Source organism: Pseudomonas sp. H3_C08, from assembly GCF_054669455.1.
In genome coordinates this window covers 1,490,032-1,505,725 of record NZ_CP162803.1, presented here as the reverse complement: position 1 = coordinate 1,505,725, position 15,694 = coordinate 1,490,032, and the positions used below count along the sequence as shown (strand labels likewise).

13 protein-coding genes are annotated in these 15,694 nt (G+C 60.5%); 5 read left to right on the top strand and 8 right to left on the bottom strand.

What is annotated here, in order from left to right; translation table 11 throughout:
* Window positions 1-91: 91 nt before the first annotated feature.
* Genes AB4N74_RS07000 through AB4N74_RS06990 form a run of 3 tightly spaced genes read left to right on the top strand, consistent with a single transcriptional unit; the run spans window position 92 to window position 5,555 of the window.
* On the top strand, window positions 92-1,336 hold the full coding sequence (locus AB4N74_RS07000) for an exonuclease SbcCD subunit D C-terminal domain-containing protein (RefSeq protein ID WP_460098918.1): 1,245 nt from the start codon (window positions 92-94) through the stop codon (window positions 1,334-1,336).
* Window positions 1,333-4,974, top strand: a complete 3,642-nt coding sequence (locus AB4N74_RS06995) for an AAA family ATPase (RefSeq protein WP_460098915.1) — start codon at window positions 1,333-1,335, stop codon at window positions 4,972-4,974. Before AB4N74_RS07000 ends, AB4N74_RS06995 begins: the two co-directional genes overlap by 4 nt.
* Complete coding sequence (locus AB4N74_RS06990; protein ID WP_320337011.1) at window positions 4,971-5,555, top strand: glutathione S-transferase; 585 nt, start codon at window positions 4,971-4,973, stop codon at window positions 5,553-5,555. The genes AB4N74_RS06995 and AB4N74_RS06990 overlap by 4 nt, the downstream gene beginning before the upstream one ends.
* Before the next feature lie 137 nt (window positions 5,556-5,692).
* On the opposite strand, the gene AB4N74_RS06985 is transcribed toward AB4N74_RS06990, so the two are convergent.
* The 8 genes from AB4N74_RS06985 to AB4N74_RS06950 form a co-directional block, all read right to left on the bottom strand.
* Window positions 5,693-5,950, bottom strand: a complete 258-nt coding sequence (locus tag AB4N74_RS06985) for a hypothetical protein (protein ID WP_093437845.1) — start codon at window positions 5,948-5,950, stop codon at window positions 5,693-5,695.
* Entirely contained in the window at window positions 5,947-6,159 is a 213-nt protein-coding gene (locus AB4N74_RS06980) for a hypothetical protein (protein ID WP_093437841.1), read from the bottom strand. Before AB4N74_RS06980 ends, AB4N74_RS06985 begins: the two co-directional genes overlap by 4 nt.
* A 360-nt stretch (window positions 6,160-6,519) precedes the next feature.
* Window positions 6,520-6,699 (bottom strand): hypothetical protein, encoded by a 180-nt coding sequence (locus tag AB4N74_RS06975; RefSeq protein WP_007917967.1) that lies wholly within the window; start codon window positions 6,697-6,699, stop codon window positions 6,520-6,522.
* A gap of 156 nt (window positions 6,700-6,855) precedes the next feature.
* Window positions 6,856-8,031, bottom strand: coding sequence for a lactonase family protein (locus tag AB4N74_RS06970; protein ID WP_460098908.1), 1,176 nt, complete (start codon window positions 8,029-8,031; stop codon window positions 6,856-6,858).
* Complete coding sequence (locus tag AB4N74_RS06965) at window positions 8,018-8,329, bottom strand: DUF5629 family protein (RefSeq protein ID WP_116256676.1); 312 nt, start codon at window positions 8,327-8,329, stop codon at window positions 8,018-8,020. The genes AB4N74_RS06970 and AB4N74_RS06965 overlap by 14 nt, the downstream gene beginning before the upstream one ends.
* A 166-nt stretch (window positions 8,330-8,495) precedes the next feature.
* Complete coding sequence (locus AB4N74_RS06960) at window positions 8,496-10,076, bottom strand: aldehyde dehydrogenase (NADP(+)) (RefSeq protein ID WP_414925805.1); 1,581 nt, start codon at window positions 10,074-10,076, stop codon at window positions 8,496-8,498.
* 9 nt (window positions 10,077-10,085) lie between these two features.
* Window positions 10,086-11,078, bottom strand: coding sequence for an AraD1 family protein (gene araD1, locus AB4N74_RS06955; protein WP_460098904.1), 993 nt, complete (start codon window positions 11,076-11,078; stop codon window positions 10,086-10,088).
* A gap of 144 nt (window positions 11,079-11,222) precedes the next feature.
* Window positions 11,223-12,545: an MFS transporter gene (locus AB4N74_RS06950; RefSeq protein WP_460098902.1), complete on the bottom strand. Its 1,323-nt coding sequence runs from the start codon at window positions 12,543-12,545 to the stop codon at window positions 11,223-11,225.
* 193 nt (window positions 12,546-12,738) lie between these two features.
* Here AB4N74_RS06950 and AB4N74_RS06945 point away from each other — a divergent pair, with 193 nt between their 5' ends.
* Window positions 12,739-14,475 (top strand): IlvD/Edd family dehydratase, encoded by a 1,737-nt coding sequence (locus AB4N74_RS06945; protein ID WP_093437804.1) that lies wholly within the window; start codon window positions 12,739-12,741, stop codon window positions 14,473-14,475.
* Window positions 14,476-14,686: 211 nt separating this feature from the next.
* Window positions 14,687-15,406 (top strand): FadR/GntR family transcriptional regulator, encoded by a 720-nt coding sequence (locus AB4N74_RS06940; RefSeq protein WP_007917986.1) that lies wholly within the window; start codon window positions 14,687-14,689, stop codon window positions 15,404-15,406.
* Window positions 15,407-15,694 lie beyond the last annotated feature (288 nt).

The following is a 15,694-nucleotide window of genomic DNA, read 5'->3' as shown; positions in this document are numbered from 1 at the left end:
CCACTCGCGCAATAATCTGTAAACTCTCCCCTCTTTCGCCGCCCTTCATTTCCTCGCGGCCATCACCTCTTTATATGTTGCGGAGTCCACCTTGCGTCTGTTCCACACCTCCGACTGGCACCTTGGGCAAAACCTGCACGGCCAGGAGCGCGATTTCGAGCATGCGTGCTTCCTCGAATGGCTGCTGCGCCAACTGCAACTGGCGCAGCCGGATGTGCTGCTGATTGCCGGGGACATCTTCGACACGGTCAATCCGCCGGTCAAAGCCCAGGAACGCCTCTACGATTTCATCGTCAGCGCCCACGAACAGCAGCCGTTGCTGACCATCGTGATGATCGCCGGCAACCATGATTCCGGCTCGCGGATCGAACTGCCCGCGCCGCTGATGCGCCGTCTGCGCACGCATGCGCTGGGCCGGGTGTTGTGGCTGGATGACGGGCAACTGGATGCCGAACGCCTGCTGCTGCCGTTGCCGGATAAAACCGGCGAAGTCGCCGCGTGGTGCCTGGCGCTGCCGTTCCTGCGCCCAGCAGAGGTGACGGGCGCGCATCTGGGCGACAACTATTTGCGTGGCATCGGTCAGGTGCACGAATGGCTGATCGAGGCTGCCAACGCCAAGCGCCAACCCGGTCAGGCGCTGATCGCCATCAGCCACGCGCACATGGCTGGTGGTTCGGTGTCGGAAGACTCCGAGCGCAGCCTGATCATCGGTAACGCTGAAGCCCTGCCCGCCAGCCTGTTCGGGCCGAGCATCAGTTATGTCGCCCTCGGCCATTTGCACAAGCCGCAGAAGGTCAACGGTGAAGAGCGCATCCGCTATAGCGGTTCGCCGATTCCGTTGTCGTTCTCGGAGATCGGCTATCAGCACCAGATTCTCGACGTCACCCTCGACGGCGAAACCCTGGTCAGCGTCGAGCCGAAACTGATCCCGCGTTCGGTCAATCTGCAGCGCATCGGCCCGGCACCGCTGGCCGAGATTCTTCTGCAACTGGCGGACCTGCCGAACGTCGATCTGCTCGCCGAAACCCAACGCCAGCCGTGGCTGGAAGTGCGCGTAACCCTCGACGAGCCACAGCCGGATCTGCGCCATCAAGTCGAAAGCGCCCTGCAAGGCAAAGCTGTGCGCCTGGTGCGCATCGCCGCCGAATATGCCGGCAACCGTGGCGCGGATGGCAGCGAGGACGGCACCGCGCTGATCGAACTCGACCAGCTCACTCCGCAGGAACTGTTCAGCCGCGCTTGGCTCGACAACTATGGCAGCGAGGTCGACGAGCAAACGCTGAAGGACTTCGCCGAACTGCTGCAAGACGTACAACTGGAGGGCGAGCAGCCATGAAGATTCTCGCCATTCGCCTGAAGAACCTCGCCTCGCTGGCCGGGCCGTTCGAGATTGATTTCACCGCTGAACCATTGGCCAGTGCCGGTTTGTTTGCGATTACCGGCCCGACCGGCGCGGGTAAAAGTACTTTGCTCGACGCCTTGTGCCTGGCGCTGTTCGGCGCGGTGCCGCGCCTGAACAACACCGGCCGTGACGCCAAAGTCCCCGATGCCGACGGCGAAATTGCCACCGGCGACCCGCGCACCTTGCTGCGTCGCGGTACCGGCGAAGGTTATGCCGAAGTGGATTTCGTCGGTGTCGATGGCCGTCGCTATCGGGCACGTTGGGAAGCTAATCGCGCCCGCGAGAAGGCCGGCGGCAAGCTGCAGGCCAGCCGGCAGAGCCTGCGCGACATCGATCAGGATCAACTGCTCGCCAGTCAGAAAGGCGAATACAAAACTCAGCTGGAAGCTGCACTCGGCCTGAACTTCGAACAGTTCACCCGCGCCGTGCTGCTGGCGCAGAGCGAGTTCAGCGCGTTCCTCAAGGCCGACGACAACGACCGCAGCGAACTGTTGGAAAAACTCACCGACACCGCGCTGTACACCCGTCTCGGCCGCCGCGCCTTCGACAAGACTAAAGAAGCCCGCGAAGCGCATAAGCTGTTGCAGGATCAGGCGACCGGCGTGACCCCGTTGGCGCCCGAAGCGCGGGCCGAGTTGGATGAGCGCTTCAATGCCGCGCAACAGCAAATGAAGTTGCAGCAGGCGCAGCTCAAGCAGCTTGAGCAACAGCACGGCTGGCTCAAGGATTTGCGTGTGTTGCAGGACGCGCAGCAAGCGGCCGCCGAGCAATTGCACAGCGCGCAACAGCATTCGGAAAGTCTGGCCGGCGAGCGGGTGAAACTGACGCGACTGGAGCAGCTCGGCCCGCAGCGGCATCAGTTCGCGCGCAAAAGCGAACTCGATGCCCTGCTGACGCCACTGGCCGCGCAAATTGCTGCGCACACCCGGCAACATGCCGAACTGACTGAGCGCCAGACGCAACTGGAGCAGAATCTCGAAGCAGCGAAAGTCGCTCTGAGCGAAGCGCAACAACGGCAAAGTGAAAACGCGCCGCTATTGCGTCAGGCCTTCGAAGAGCAAAGCACCCTCGCCCGTCTGGCCAAGGATGTCGCGCAAAGTACCGAAGCCAGGCTCAATGCGCAGCAGGCTTGCACCGAGGGCCAGAATGCCATTCAAGCCTTGCTGGATAAACAGACCCAAGTCGCCGAACGCCTGCAACGCATCGCCGCTGAGCTGGAGCAAAGTACCCATCTGGCACCACTGAGTGATGCGTGGAATGCCTACCGCGATCGCCTGCAACAGTTGATGTTGATCGGCAATCGCTTGAACAAGGGCCAGACCGAACTGGCGAGCCTCGAAGAAAACGCCACGCGCAGCGCCGCAGAGCTGACCACGCAAAAGCAGCAACTGGAAGTGCTATTCAAGGAGGCCGGCGCCGAACCCGATGCCGTCGCTGAGCAGATCGGCATTCTCGGTACGCTGCTGCAGGACAACCGCAAGCAACTGCGCGCCTTCGAAGATTTATCACGCCTGTGGGCCACGCAACAGGATCTGGACAAGCGCAGCAGCGAGCTGCAACAGCGTCAGCTCAACGCCCAGCAGGAACGCGAACGGCTGACTCAGGACGGCGTGAAAACCAAGGCTGAACTGACCGTCGCCGAGCAAACCCTTAACGTCACTCGCGAACTACTTGAACGCCAGCGTCTGGCGCGCAGTGCCAGTGTCGAAGAATTGCGCGCGCAGTTGCAGGACGATCAGCCGTGCCCGGTCTGCGGCAGCAACGAGCACCCGTATCATCAGCCTGAAGCGCTGCTGCAAAGCCTTGGTCGTCATGATGAAAGCGAGCAGGCCAGCGCCCAGAAAGTCGTCGATCAGCTCAAGGAAAAACTCACTGAACTGCGCGCCGAAGTCGTTGGCGTCATTGCTCAGCAGAAAGAACTGCTGCAACAGCAGGAACAACTGGCCGCCCAGCAACAAGCGTTGGCGCCGAGCCTCGACGCGCATCCGCTGTCCACGCAGTTGTTCAATCAGGACGCCGACAAACGCGATGCCTGGCTCGCCCGGCAAAACGAGCAACTGAACCAGAGCATCACTCAGGACGAACAACGCCAGAACGCCCTGCTCACCTTGCAACAGGATGCCGCGCGGCTGACCCAGCAATTGCGTCAGGCCGAAACTGCGCACCAGCAAGCCGCGCAGCACCTGAGCAATCAGCAGCGCGAGCTGAGCAGCGACCGTCAGCGTCTCGACGAAGAACTCAGCGCGTTCGGCAATCTGCTGCCAGCCGACACCCTCGAAGCCTTGCGCCAGGAACCGGCCGCGACGTTCATGCAGCTTGACCGGCAGATCGCCGAGCGCCTGGCGCAAGTCGAGCAGCAGAAAGAGGAACAGACCGAGCAGCAACAGCGCCAACAGACGCTGGAGAAAGAACAGGATCGCCAGCAGACCCGCGCACAGCAGTTGCTCAGCGCCGAACAGCAATTCACGGCACTCACCGAGCAACAGCAAGCCTGCCAGCAAAAACTCGCCCAGTTGCTTGGCGAGCACAGCAGCGCCGAGCACTGGCAGCAGCAGCTTGAGCAAGCGGTCGAACAGGCGCGCAATGCCGAAACCGCTACCGCGCAGGAACTGCAGAATGTGCGCACGCAACTCGTGCAGATCGCCGCCGAACTCAGGGCGCAGCAAGAGCGTTTGCAGGCACTGGAAAACGAAGAGCAGGACCTGGCCGGCAAGATTGCCGACTGGCGCGCCCGCCACCCTGAGCTGGATGACGGTGGCCTCGAAGATCTGTTGCGAGTCGATGACGGGCAAGTCGCCGAACTGCGCCAGCGCTTGCAGCACAACGAAAAAGCCATCGAACAGGCCAAGGTGTTGTTGCAGGAGCGTGATCGCTTGTTGCTCGATCATCAGGCGCAACACAACGGCAATCTCGATGCCGAACAACTGGCCAGCGCCCTCACCGACCTGCAGAACCAGTTCAACCTCAGCGAGCAACAGTGCGCCGAACTGCGTGCCGAGCAGGTCGAAGACCAGCGCCGGCAAAACGCCAATCAGGCGCTGGCGCAGCAGATCGCCTCGGCCTATGCCGAGTATCAGCGCTGGGCGCGATTGAGTGCCTTGATCGGTTCTGCGACCGGCGACACCTTCCGCAAGATCGCCCAGGCCTACAACCTCGATTTACTGGTGCATCACGCCAACGTGCAGTTACGCCAACTGGTCAAGCGCTATCGCCTGAAACGCGGCGGCAGCATGCTCGGCCTGCTGGTGATGGACACGGAAATGGGCGATGAGCTGCGCTCGGTGCATTCGTTGTCTGGCGGCGAGACGTTCCTGGTGTCGCTGGCCTTGGCGTTGGGGCTGGCATCGATGGCGTCGAGCACGCTGAAAATCGAATCGCTGTTTATCGATGAAGGTTTTGGCAGCCTTGATCCGGAGTCGCTGCAACTGGCGATGGATGCGTTGGACGGTTTGCAGGCGCAGGGCCGCAAAGTTGCGGTGATTTCCCACGTACAGGAAATGCACGAGCGGATTCCGGTACAGATTCAGGTGCAGCGTCAGGGCAATGGTTTGAGCACGCTGGAGGTGAAATGAACACGCTGTACTCCTTCCGCCGCTGCCCGTACGCGATGCGCGCGCGGATGGCGCTGCGTTATTCGGGTGTGCCGGTGGACATCATCGAAGTCAGCCTCAAGGCCAAGCCGGCCGAGATGCTGGCGATCTCGCCCAAGGGCACTGTGCCGGTGCTGGATGCCTGTGGGCAGGTGATAGACGAGAGTCTGGAGATCATGCGCTGGGCGTTGGCGCAGAATGATCCGCAGGATTGGTTGCTTGATGGCGACTCGCGGATTGCTGAATTGATCGAAGCGAATGATCAAGGGTTCAAAGTGCATTTGAATCGCTACAAGTACGCCGAACGTTACCCGGAGCAACCGATGGAGATTTATCGGGCTGAGGGGGCGCTGTACTTGCAGAGGCTGGAGGAGCTGCTGACCGATCGCGATTACTTGCTGGCTGATCATCCGAGCCTGGCGGATATCGCCCTGCTGCCCTTCGTTCGGCAGTTCGCCCATGTTGATCGTGAGTGGTTTGCGCAGACGCCTTATGTTCGCTTACAGACCTGGTTGCAGCGCTTCCTCGAATCCGAGCTCTTCACTTCGATCATGAAGAAATAACCCTTACCTTCCTGCTTTGACCGTTCCCCACGCTCTGCGTGGGAATGCCTCAAGGGACGCTCTGCGTTCCAATCGGACGCGGAGCGTCCGGGGCTGCATTCCCACGCGGAGCGTGGGAACGATCAACTCCTATAGGGTCAAGCCAGTGCTTGGCACATGCCCAGTGCCATGCAATCTATCTCGAACGGCCCGAGAAAATCAGCCGAGACTTTTACCGGCGGATTGCCGGCCATCAGCCCCAGGGTATTCGCCCGTTCGATGTTGTGCGCGATGGTGTGATTGGCCTCTATGGCGCGGGCCAATGCACCTACCGAACCTTGGCCGATACCCAATAATGAAGCGCCGTTGGTGAAGAACGCTAAACCGGCGACAACCCAAAGTCTGTAGCCTTTCATGCTCCGCCAACTCCTGCGAGTTCAGCCCGGTCGACCATCACGCTTTGCGAGCGAACTTCGAACTGCACGCCGGGGTGGGCGACTTGAATCGGCGCTTCAAAACTGTGTTCCATCTGCGAGGCGATGCTGACGACCAACACCACGGCCAGGTAAAGACCGATGGCCAGATAGGCGCCGCGTTTGGCTGAATGAAGGATTGCGCTGGCCATGGTGTTCTCCCGTGGGCATGTTTCGATGCCCACAGAATCAATCAAAAAAGCCGTGGCAACCACTCAGGGTTTGCCATAGTAAACATCAGCTTCGTTGATTATTTAGCCAGTCTATTTGCGTGTTGAAGAAAACCTATCAGGCCCATTTTTCGATTCGCCCACACACAAAAGCTGCCGAAGGCTGCGATCTGTTGAGTTTGCTGTACGGATCGTTCCCACGCTCTGCGTGGGAATGTAGCCCGTGACGCTCCGCGTCACTGGACGCAGAGCGTCCCTAGAGGCATTCCCACGCAGAGCGTGGGAACGATCAACAAATTCAACAGATCGCAGCCTTCGGCAGCTGTGGTCGAGGCGAAGATTTCAGTGTTGGGCTTTGTGATCCAGGGCGGCGTAGAAGTTGGCGCTCTGTTGCAGGTATTTCTGGGTGTAGCTCTGGGTGTGGGATTTTTTGCTGTTGATTTCAACGTTGGCACTGGCTGGCAGTACAACGGTAGCGGAGATGGCGGAAGCGGCAATCACGGAGAAGAGATTGAAGTTCATGGCGGTAACCCTCGTGTTCGGTTGGCATGTTTGCCCGGTTGGGCCGTGAAGCAAACTTAACGCTCGAGGGTTGATCGCTTGAAATGCTTTGTAGCATTACCCGATATCAGCGCGATTAATACAAAGAGGCAGGCCCCGTAAACCGGGGCCTGTGGCTTATTGTCGCACTAGAAACTTGAGGTCGCTCGGCGCGTCCATCGGCAGTTTCTGCACGGTTTTGCCGAGCAGACCGGTCTTGCCATCGCGCTCGACGACGACAATTTCGTTGCTCTTCTGGTTGGCAATCAGCAGGAACTTACCGCTCGGATCAAGGCTGAACTCGCGCGGGTGATCACCTTCCACCGAGCGCTTTTGCAGTTCCTTGAGCTGGCCACTCACCGGATCAATCGCAAAGACCAGCAGTTGATTGGCGGTACCACGGTTGCTGACGTAGAGGAACTTGCCATCCGCCGAGGCGTGCAGCGCCGCCGCTGCCTTGTCCGAAGTCGGTTGGCCGGCGGCCAGATCGACCAGTTGCGTCTGGGTCAGCACGCCGTCGTGGTAGTCGAACACCGCGACCTGCGCGCTCATTTCCATGGTCAGCCAGGCGTGTTTACCGTCAGCACTGAACAGCAAATGACGCGGGCCGCTGCCGGCAGGCAATGCCACGGATGCGGTTTTCGCTGCGGTCAGCGGCAGCTCCGGGTTGGCCTTGGGATCGAATTGATAAATGAAAACCTTGTCCGCGCCCAAGTCATTGGAGAACACGTAGCGGCCGTCCGGCGAAGAGACCGTCGAATGGACGTGATTGGAGGCCTGGCGCTCCGGGTTGACCCGGCTGGCCGGGTGCGCGCTCATCTGCACGACAGGTTTGAGTTTGCCGTCAGCACCCACCGGCAGTACCGCCAGCGTTCCACCCGGGTCTTCCACCACCGAGTAGTTGCTGACGAACAAGTGGCTGGCGTCACCGCTGAGGCTCGAATGAGTCGGCTCGTTGCCCAGGCTCTGCACCTGATTGATCAGGCTCAGGGTGTGAGTCTTCGGGTCGATCGAATAGCTGCTGACACGCCCGACCGGGTCTTTCTGGCCGGGGCCGTTTTCATTGACCACGAACAAGCGATGCTGGTCTTTGGACAGGGTCAGCCACGACGGATTTTCGCTCTTCACCACTTGCAGCGGTTTAGCGGCGATCTGGCCGGTGGCGCTGTCGAAGTTCATGCGATAGATGCCCTGGCTGGTACCAGCGGTGTAGGAGCCGACCAGCAACTGGAAGCTTTCGGCGGACGCCGTGGACAGGCCCATGGCACCGACGCTGCCGGCCATCAGCAGCGGCCAGAATTTACGCATTCTCATCAGTGTCATCCTCGTCGTCGCTGCTGCTGACTACATCGCCAAGGCAGACCAAGCGGTGTTCGCCAGTGGTTTTGGTGTCGCTGGCATAACCAATGACCAGCCAGCTCTGCAGGTCTTCGTCAAACGTTGCCGCTGCAACCTGCGCCGGGGTGAATTCCCAATGCTTGGCCGCGCGGCCATCGATGCATTCGATGTGCAGATTGTCGTCTTCGTCGAGGGCGAATTCGAAGGCGTGCAAGCCGTCGATTTCGACCATGCCGCAGTGTTCAAGGGCGTTGAGAAGGGTTTGGGCAGTCATGGCAGTAAAGTCTTTCAGGGGGGAAACCGGCAATGATAGCTCATTGTGGACTCAATCCCTGTGGGAGCGAGCTTGCTCGCGAATGCAGTGTGTCAGTCGATAAATATGTTTCTGATACACCGCATTCGCGAGCAAGCTCGCTCCCACAGGGGATATTGGCTGTCAGTTACAACGCGTCGCGCGAGGGCTTGCCGTCGACGAGGCGCTGGATGCGCAGCGGGTTGGCGTTCTTCAGCGGCTCGGGCAGCAAGCTGTCCGGGTAATTCTGGAAGCACACCGGACGCAGGAAACGGTCGATGGCCAGCGTGCCCACCGACGTGCCACGGGCATCGGACGTCGCCGGATACGGCCCGCCATGCACCATCGAATCGCACACCTCGACACCCGTCGGATAACCGTTAAGCAGGATCCGCCCGACCTTCTGTTCCAGCAACGGCGTCAGCTCAGGGAAACGTTCAAAGTCCGCCTGCTCGCCAATGATCGTCGCGGTCAGTTGCCCGTGCAGGCCATGCAGCGCAGCGCTGAGTTGCGCCTTGTCCGCCACTTCGACAATCACCGTGGTCGGGCCGAACACTTCTTCCTGCAGCACTTCATCGCCATCGATCAACAGGCTCGCATTGGCCTTGAACAATTGCGGCTGTGCCTGATTGCCCTGCTGCGGATTGCCGGCCAGATGCTCGATGCCAGGATGCGCCAGCAGTTTCTGCAAGCCATTACCGTAGCTGCCGAGGGTGCCGGCGTTGAGCATGGTTTGCGCCGGTTGATCACCGATCAAACCCGCAACCTGCTGCACGAACGCGCTGAACTCTGGCGAGCGGATGCCGATGACCAGGCCCGGATTGGTGCAGAACTGACCGCAGCCCTGCACCACTGAAGCAGTCAAGTCGCGGGCAACCGTTTCCGAACGCTCGGCAAGTGCCTGCGGCAGGACGATCACCGGGTTGATGCTCGACATCTCGGCAAACACCGGGATCGGTTGCGGGCGTGCGGCGGCCATGTCACACAGTGCGCGTCCGCCTCTGAGCGAACCGGTGAAACCGACTGCCTGAATCGCCGGATGCTTGACCAGCCATTCACCGACGCCCCCGCCGTAGATCATGTTGAACACACCGGCAGGCATCGCGGTTTTTTCCGCTGCACGAATCACCGCGTCAGCGACCAGCTCAGCCGTGGCCATATGACCGCTGTGGGCCTTGAACACCACCGGGCAACCGGCGGCCAGCGCCGCTGCGGTGTCGCCGCCGGCCGTGGAAAACGCCAGTGGAAAGTTGCTTGCACCGAACACCGCGACAGGACCGAGGCCGATGCGGTATTGGCGCAGATCAGGACGTGGCAATGGCTGGCGATCCGGCAACGGCAGATCAATCCGCGCACCGTAGAAATCCCCCCGACGCAGAACCTTGGCGAACAGACGCATCTGCCCGCTGGTGCGTCCGCGCTCGCCCTGAATGCGTCCTGCGGGCAACGCCGTTTCGCGGCAGACCACGGCGACGAAATCATCACCGAGGGCATCGAGTTCATCGGCAATTGCGTCGAGAAACTGCGCGCGGCGTTCGGCGCTGAGGCTGCGATAGGCCGGGTACGCGGCAGCGGCAGCTTTGGCCGCTGCGTCGACTTCCTCAACCGTGGCCTGAATGAAATCGTGCGGCAACTGTTCGCCCGTCGTCGCATCGACGGAGTGCAGTTTGACGTCGCCAGCGGCGCTGCGCTGACCACCAATGTAGTTGTGACCGAGAATCTGAGTCATGGGATCTCCTTAAAGGGTGCCGATGCTGTCCGGTTCAAATGCCGCTGGAACCGGGACGATGCCGTTGACCAGCGGGGCGCCGAATTCGGCCTGGCTGATTTCGAAGACGTCGCCCGGCTGGGTGCGGATGCCATCGGCGAACGACAGGGTCGCGGTGCCGAAGAAATGAATGTGCACATCCCCCGGACGCAGGAACTGGCTGTACTTGAAATGGTGGTATTCGAGGTTGGCGAGGCTGTGGCACATGTTCGCCTCGCCGCTGAGAAACTCGTTCTGCCAGAGCAATTCGCCGTCACGCAGGATGCGACTGGTGCCTGCCAGATGTTGAGGCAGTTCACCGGTGCGAAGTTCCGGGCCGTAACTGCAACTGCGCAATTTCGAGTGCGCGAGGTACAGGTAATTCTTGCGCTCCATGATGTGATCGGAGAACTCGTTGCCCACCGCAAAGCCCAGGCGATAAGGCTTGCCGTCGTTGCCAATGAGGTAGAGGCCGGCCATCTCTGGTTCTTCGCCAGCGTCTTCAGCAAACGGCGGGACCGGGAACGGCTGACCCGGGCGAACGACGATACTGCCGTCGCCTTTGTAGAACCATTCTGGTTGCACACCGGCCTGCCCCGCCGCCGGTTTGCCGCCCTCCACGCCCCATTTGAAGATGCGCATGGTGTCGGTCATCGCCGCTTCGTCGCCGGCCTGCTGGTGCATTTTGTCCCGCGCCGAGGCGCTGCCCAGGTGAGTCAGGCCAGTACCGCTGACCAGCATGTGCGCCGGGTCCGGGTGATCGAGAGGCGGCAGAATGCGCAGTTGCGCGAGCAGTTCGGCGTAGTCGTGGCTGATGCCGAGGCCGAGGGTCTGCACTTGCTGCTCGAGGGTGTTGCCGGCTTCGATGGCGGCGAGCGCCAGCTCGCGCACGCTGCGCGCGTCTAGCACTTCGCGCACCAGATCGTTGTCGACCACGCCGACGCGGCGTTCGCGGTTGCTTAATTCGAATTGAACCAGATGCATGATTTTCTCCTGTGTTATTCGAAACACCGCCGCCCTTTGTAGGAGTGAGCCTGCTCGCGATAGCGGTGTGTCAGTCGACATTTTTTTTGCTGATACACCGCTATCGCGAGCAGGCTCACTCCTACAGGGGCCGGTTTTGGTCAGTTAGGTTCGGGTGGCGCCACGGGCGCTGGCGGCGAATTGGTCGACTGGCAGGACGTGTTTGCGCTCAAGTACGCGATAGACAACGCCGGTCAGGATCAAGCCAAACACCATCACGCCCGACAGGAAATACAGGCCGGACGCGAGATTGCCGGTGTACTCCTTCAACGCCCCGATCACGAACGGCCCGATGTACCCGCCGAGATTCCCCACTGAGTTGATCAAGGCAATCCCCGCCGCCGCACTCGCGCCGGCAAAGAAGCGCCCCGGCAAGGTCCAGAACACCGCCGTGCAGGAAAACAGCGCAAACGCCACCAGACACAACGCCGCCAGTTGCGCCACGGGCAACGACAGCCACGCACTCAGGAACAGGCCAATCGCGCCCAGCACATACAGAACAGCCAGATGCCCGTAACGATCATTCAAACGATCGGAACTGCGCGGCACGATCAGCAAGCCGATGATCCCGAAGATATACGGCACCGACGACACGAAACCGGTGACCAGATCACTGCCGCCGAACTGTTTGATCAGCGTCGGTAACCATAGACCGAGGCCATAAATGCTCAACGTCACCGGCAGATAAAACAGCGCCAGCAACAACACACGTTTGTCTTTCAGCGCATGCAGCGGATTGCCGTGGCGGGTCTGGCCGTACTCCTGCAGATCCTTTTTCAGCTCACTGGTCAGCCAGTCTTTCTCGGCTTGATCCATCCATTTCACTTGGTGCGGGCCGTCAGGCAACCAGCGCAGCACTGGCCAGGTCAGGAGGATCGCCGGGGTGCCGATGACGATGAACAGCCACTGCCAGCCATGCAGACCGAGGACGCCGTCCATGCCGAGTAAGCCGCCGGACACCGGGCCGGTGATCATCATCGCGATCGGCTGGGAGAGGATGAACAGGCCAAGGATCTTGCCGCGATGGCGCACCGGGAACCATTGGGTGATGTAGTAGAGAACGCCGGGGAAGAACCCCGCCTCGGCCGCGCCGAGCAGAAAGCGCATCACGTAGAAACTGTGCGGGCCCTGAACGAAGGCCATGCCGATGGTGATCGCGCCCCAGGTGATCATGATCCGCGCGAACCAGCGCCGTGCGCCGAAGCGTTCGAGCATCAGGTTGCTGGGGATTTCGAGAAGGAAGTAGCCAATGAAGAACAGCCCGGCGCCGAGGCCGTAGGCGGCGTCGCCGATACCGATGTCGGCGCCCATGTGCAGCTTGGCGAAGCCGACGGCGGAGCGATCCACATAGGCGATCAGGTACAGCAGGATCAGGAAGGGAATCAGTTTCAGCGTAATGCGCCGGATTAGCCGCAGTTCCTGGCTCATGAGATCGGTCTCCGATTGTTGTTTTTATAGAACCTCGGGGGACGCCTCTCACGGAAAACCGTCAGGGCCATCCCTCCGTCGAAAACGACTATATAGTATTACTAATTCACCAACAACACTTCCAAACCTAGGATTTTGCGCTTAGATTAGGCCGTAGCTGGAACACTATAGTCATACAATAAGAGAATCGATCATGTCTGATAAGAAACCCACCCTGCGCTCCGCCCAATGGTTTGGCACGGCCGACAAGAACGGCTTCATGTACCGCAGCTGGATGAAGAATCAGGGCATCGCCGACCACCAGTTCCACGGCAAGCCGATCATCGGCATCTGCAACACCTGGTCGGAACTGACCCCGTGCAACGCGCACTTCCGCCAGATCGCGGAGCACGTCAAACGCGGGGTGATCGAGGCCGGTGGTTTTCCAGTGGAATTCCCGGTGTTCTCCAACGGCGAATCGAACCTGCGCCCGACCGCCATGCTCACTCGCAACCTGGCGAGCATGGACGTTGAAGAGGCCATTCGCGGCAACCCGATCGACGGCGTGGTGCTGCTGACCGGTTGCGACAAAACCACCCCGGCGCTGCTGATGGGCGCGGCCAGCTGCGATGTGCCGGCGATCGTCGTCACCGGCGGGCCGATGTTGAACGGCAAGCACAAAGGCAAGGACATCGGTTCCGGCACCGTGGTCTGGCAGCTCAGCGAGCAGGTCAAGGCCGGCACCATCACGATTGACGATTTCCTTGCGGCCGAGGGTGGCATGTCGCGTTCGGCAGGCACTTGCAACACCATGGGCACGGCGTCGACCATGGCCTGCATGGCGGAAGCACTGGGCACTTCCCTGCCGCACAACGCGGCGATCCCGGCGGTGGATGCGCGACGTTATGTGTTGGCGCACATGTCCGGTATGCGTGCAGTGGAGATGGTTCGCGAAGACTTGAAACTGTCGAAGATCCTCACCAAGGAAGCCTTCGAAAACGCCATCCGGGTCAACGCTGCCATCGGCGGTTCGACCAACGCGGTGATTCACTTGAAAGCTATCGCTGGACGCATCGGTGTCGAGCTGGATCTGGATGACTGGACGCGCATCGGGCGCGGCATGCCGACCATTGTCGATCTGCAACCGTCGGGGCGTTTCCTGATGGAAGAGTTCTATTACGCCGGTGGTTTGCCGGCAGTGCTGCGGCGTCTCGGTGAAGCCAATCTGATCCCTAACCCGAATGCACTGACGGTGAACGGCAAGTCGATCGGCGAGAACACCAAAGATGCGCCGATCTATGGCGAGGACGAGGTGATCCGCACGCTCGACAATCCGATTCGCGCCGATGGCGGGATTTGTGTGTTGCGCGGTAACTTGGCGCCGCTGGGTGCTGTGCTCAAACCGTCCGCCGCGACGCCGGAATTGATGCAGCATCGCGGCCGCGCGGTGGTGTTCGAGAACTTCGACATGTACAAGGCGCGGATCAACGATCCGGAACTGGAGGTCGATAAGGATTCGATTCTGGTGATGAAGAACTGCGGGCCGAAGGGTTATCCGGGCATGGCCGAAGTCGGCAACATGGGCTTGCCGGCCAAGTTGTTGGCCCAGGGTGTGACCGACATGGTGCGCATATCTGATGCGCGGATGAGCGGCACCGCCTACGGCACGGTGGTTCTGCACGTGGCGCCGGAAGCGGCGGCCGGCGGGCCTTTGGCGACGGTGCAGGAAGGCGACTGGATCGAGCTGGATTGCGCCACCGGGCGGCTGCACCTGGATATTCCGGATGCCGAACTGGCGGCACGCATGGCGGATCTGCAGCCGCCGCAGCAGTTGTTGGTGGGCGGCTATCGTCAGTTGTACATCGACCATGTGCTGCAGGCGGATCAGGGCTGTGACTTCGACTTCCTGGTAGGTTGCCGAGGCGCTGAAGTGCCCCGCCACTCCCATTAACAGCCCAGCATCATAGCCTGCATTGGAATGCATTCCCCTGTAGGAGTGAGCCTGCTCGCGATAGCGGTGTGTCAGTTAGCAACTGTTCATCTGGCACACCGCTATCGCGAGCAGGCTCACTCCTACATTTGGTTTTGTGTACTCCCTCAAGATTGCGCCGTGCCTGCTATGATGCGCGGCATCTCCATCGCTCAGGATCGCGCCACCCCCCATGGATTACCGCAAACCTTCCGACCGCAAAAGCATGCATTCGCGCATCGTCCAGGAACTGGGCATGCAGATCGTCTCCGGACGCTTCTTGCCCGACGACAAACTGCCCGCCGAAGCCCTGCTCTGCGAGGAGTACGCGGTCAGCCGGCCGGTGTTGCGTGAAGCCACGCGGGTGCTGGTGGCCAAGGGGCTGGTGTATTCCAAGCCTCGGGTTGGCACGGTGGTCAAGGCCCGGCGCGAATGGCACATGCTCGACCCGGACGTGCTGCACTGGCTGATGCAAAGCAGCCCGCAGAATGAGTTTTTCAATGTGCTGACCAGTGTGCGCAGCATTATCGAACCGGCGGCTGCCGCTCTCGCCGCTCAACATGCGACCGAGGCTGATATTGCCGCGATTGGCGAGGCGTATCAGCGCATGGAAGCGGCGCCGACACCGGAAGCGTTGTTGCAGCCGGATCTGGATTTCCATAGCCGGATTGCCGATGCGACGCACAACGACTTGTTGGCGAACCTGTGCAATATGTTGTCGGTGGCGATTGCCGAGGCGTTGAAGCATTCGAATCAGCGGCCGAATCTGCATGAATTGGCGTTGCCGCGGCATAAGGCGATTTTGACGGCGATCGAGAATCGTGATGCGCTGGGTGCTCGGCATGCGACGTTGGTGCAGCTGGATGATGCGCGTAGTGCGCTCAGTGTCGTGCTCGGAACTGAATTGTCTTAGGGCTTGAGATCGCTTGCCCTCACCCTAGCCCTCTCCCAGAGGTAGAGGGGACCGACCGGGGGATATTTGAGATTTACGCCGACTTGAACGATTTTCTGTGAATCCATAATCAACTCGGCATCTCCAGTCGAACGATTTGCTCGTGAATCCATATTCGACTTGTTATCTCGATCGAATGATTTCCTTTAAATCCATAATCAACTCGGTATTTCAGGTCGATGTATCAAGCCGCACCACTCGGTCAGTCCCCTCTCCCTCCGGGAGAGGGTTAGGGTGAGGGGCTCTTGA

Coding starts and splice junctions, on each gene's coding strand:
- AB4N74_RS06990 (WP_320337011.1), top strand. CDS start 4,971: ATGAACACGCTGTACTCCTTCCGCCGCTGCCCGTACGCGATGCGCGCG.
- AB4N74_RS06960 (WP_414925805.1), bottom strand. CDS start 10,076: ATGACTCAGATTCTCGGTCACAACTACATTGGTGGTCAGCGCAGCGCC.
- AB4N74_RS06985 (WP_093437845.1), bottom strand. CDS start 5,950: ATGAAAGGCTACAGACTTTGGGTTGTCGCCGGTTTAGCGTTCTTCACC.
- AB4N74_RS06965 (WP_116256676.1), bottom strand. CDS start 8,329: ATGACTGCCCAAACCCTTCTCAACGCCCTTGAACACTGCGGCATGGTC.
- AB4N74_RS06950 (WP_460098902.1), bottom strand. CDS start 12,545: ATGAGCCAGGAACTGCGGCTAATCCGGCGCATTACGCTGAAACTGATT.
- araD1 (WP_460098904.1), bottom strand. CDS start 11,078: ATGCATCTGGTTCAATTCGAATTAAGCAACCGCGAACGCCGCGTCGGC.
- AB4N74_RS06975 (WP_007917967.1), bottom strand. CDS start 6,699: ATGAACTTCAATCTCTTCTCCGTGATTGCCGCTTCCGCCATCTCCGCT.
- AB4N74_RS06940 (WP_007917986.1), top strand. CDS start 14,687: ATGGATTACCGCAAACCTTCCGACCGCAAAAGCATGCATTCGCGCATC.
- AB4N74_RS06970 (WP_460098908.1), bottom strand. CDS start 8,031: ATGAGAATGCGTAAATTCTGGCCGCTGCTGATGGCCGGCAGCGTCGGT.
- AB4N74_RS06945 (WP_093437804.1), top strand. CDS start 12,739: ATGTCTGATAAGAAACCCACCCTGCGCTCCGCCCAATGGTTTGGCACG.
- AB4N74_RS06980 (WP_093437841.1), bottom strand. CDS start 6,159: ATGGCCAGCGCAATCCTTCATTCAGCCAAACGCGGCGCCTATCTGGCC.
- AB4N74_RS06995 (WP_460098915.1), top strand. CDS start 1,333: ATGAAGATTCTCGCCATTCGCCTGAAGAACCTCGCCTCGCTGGCCGGG.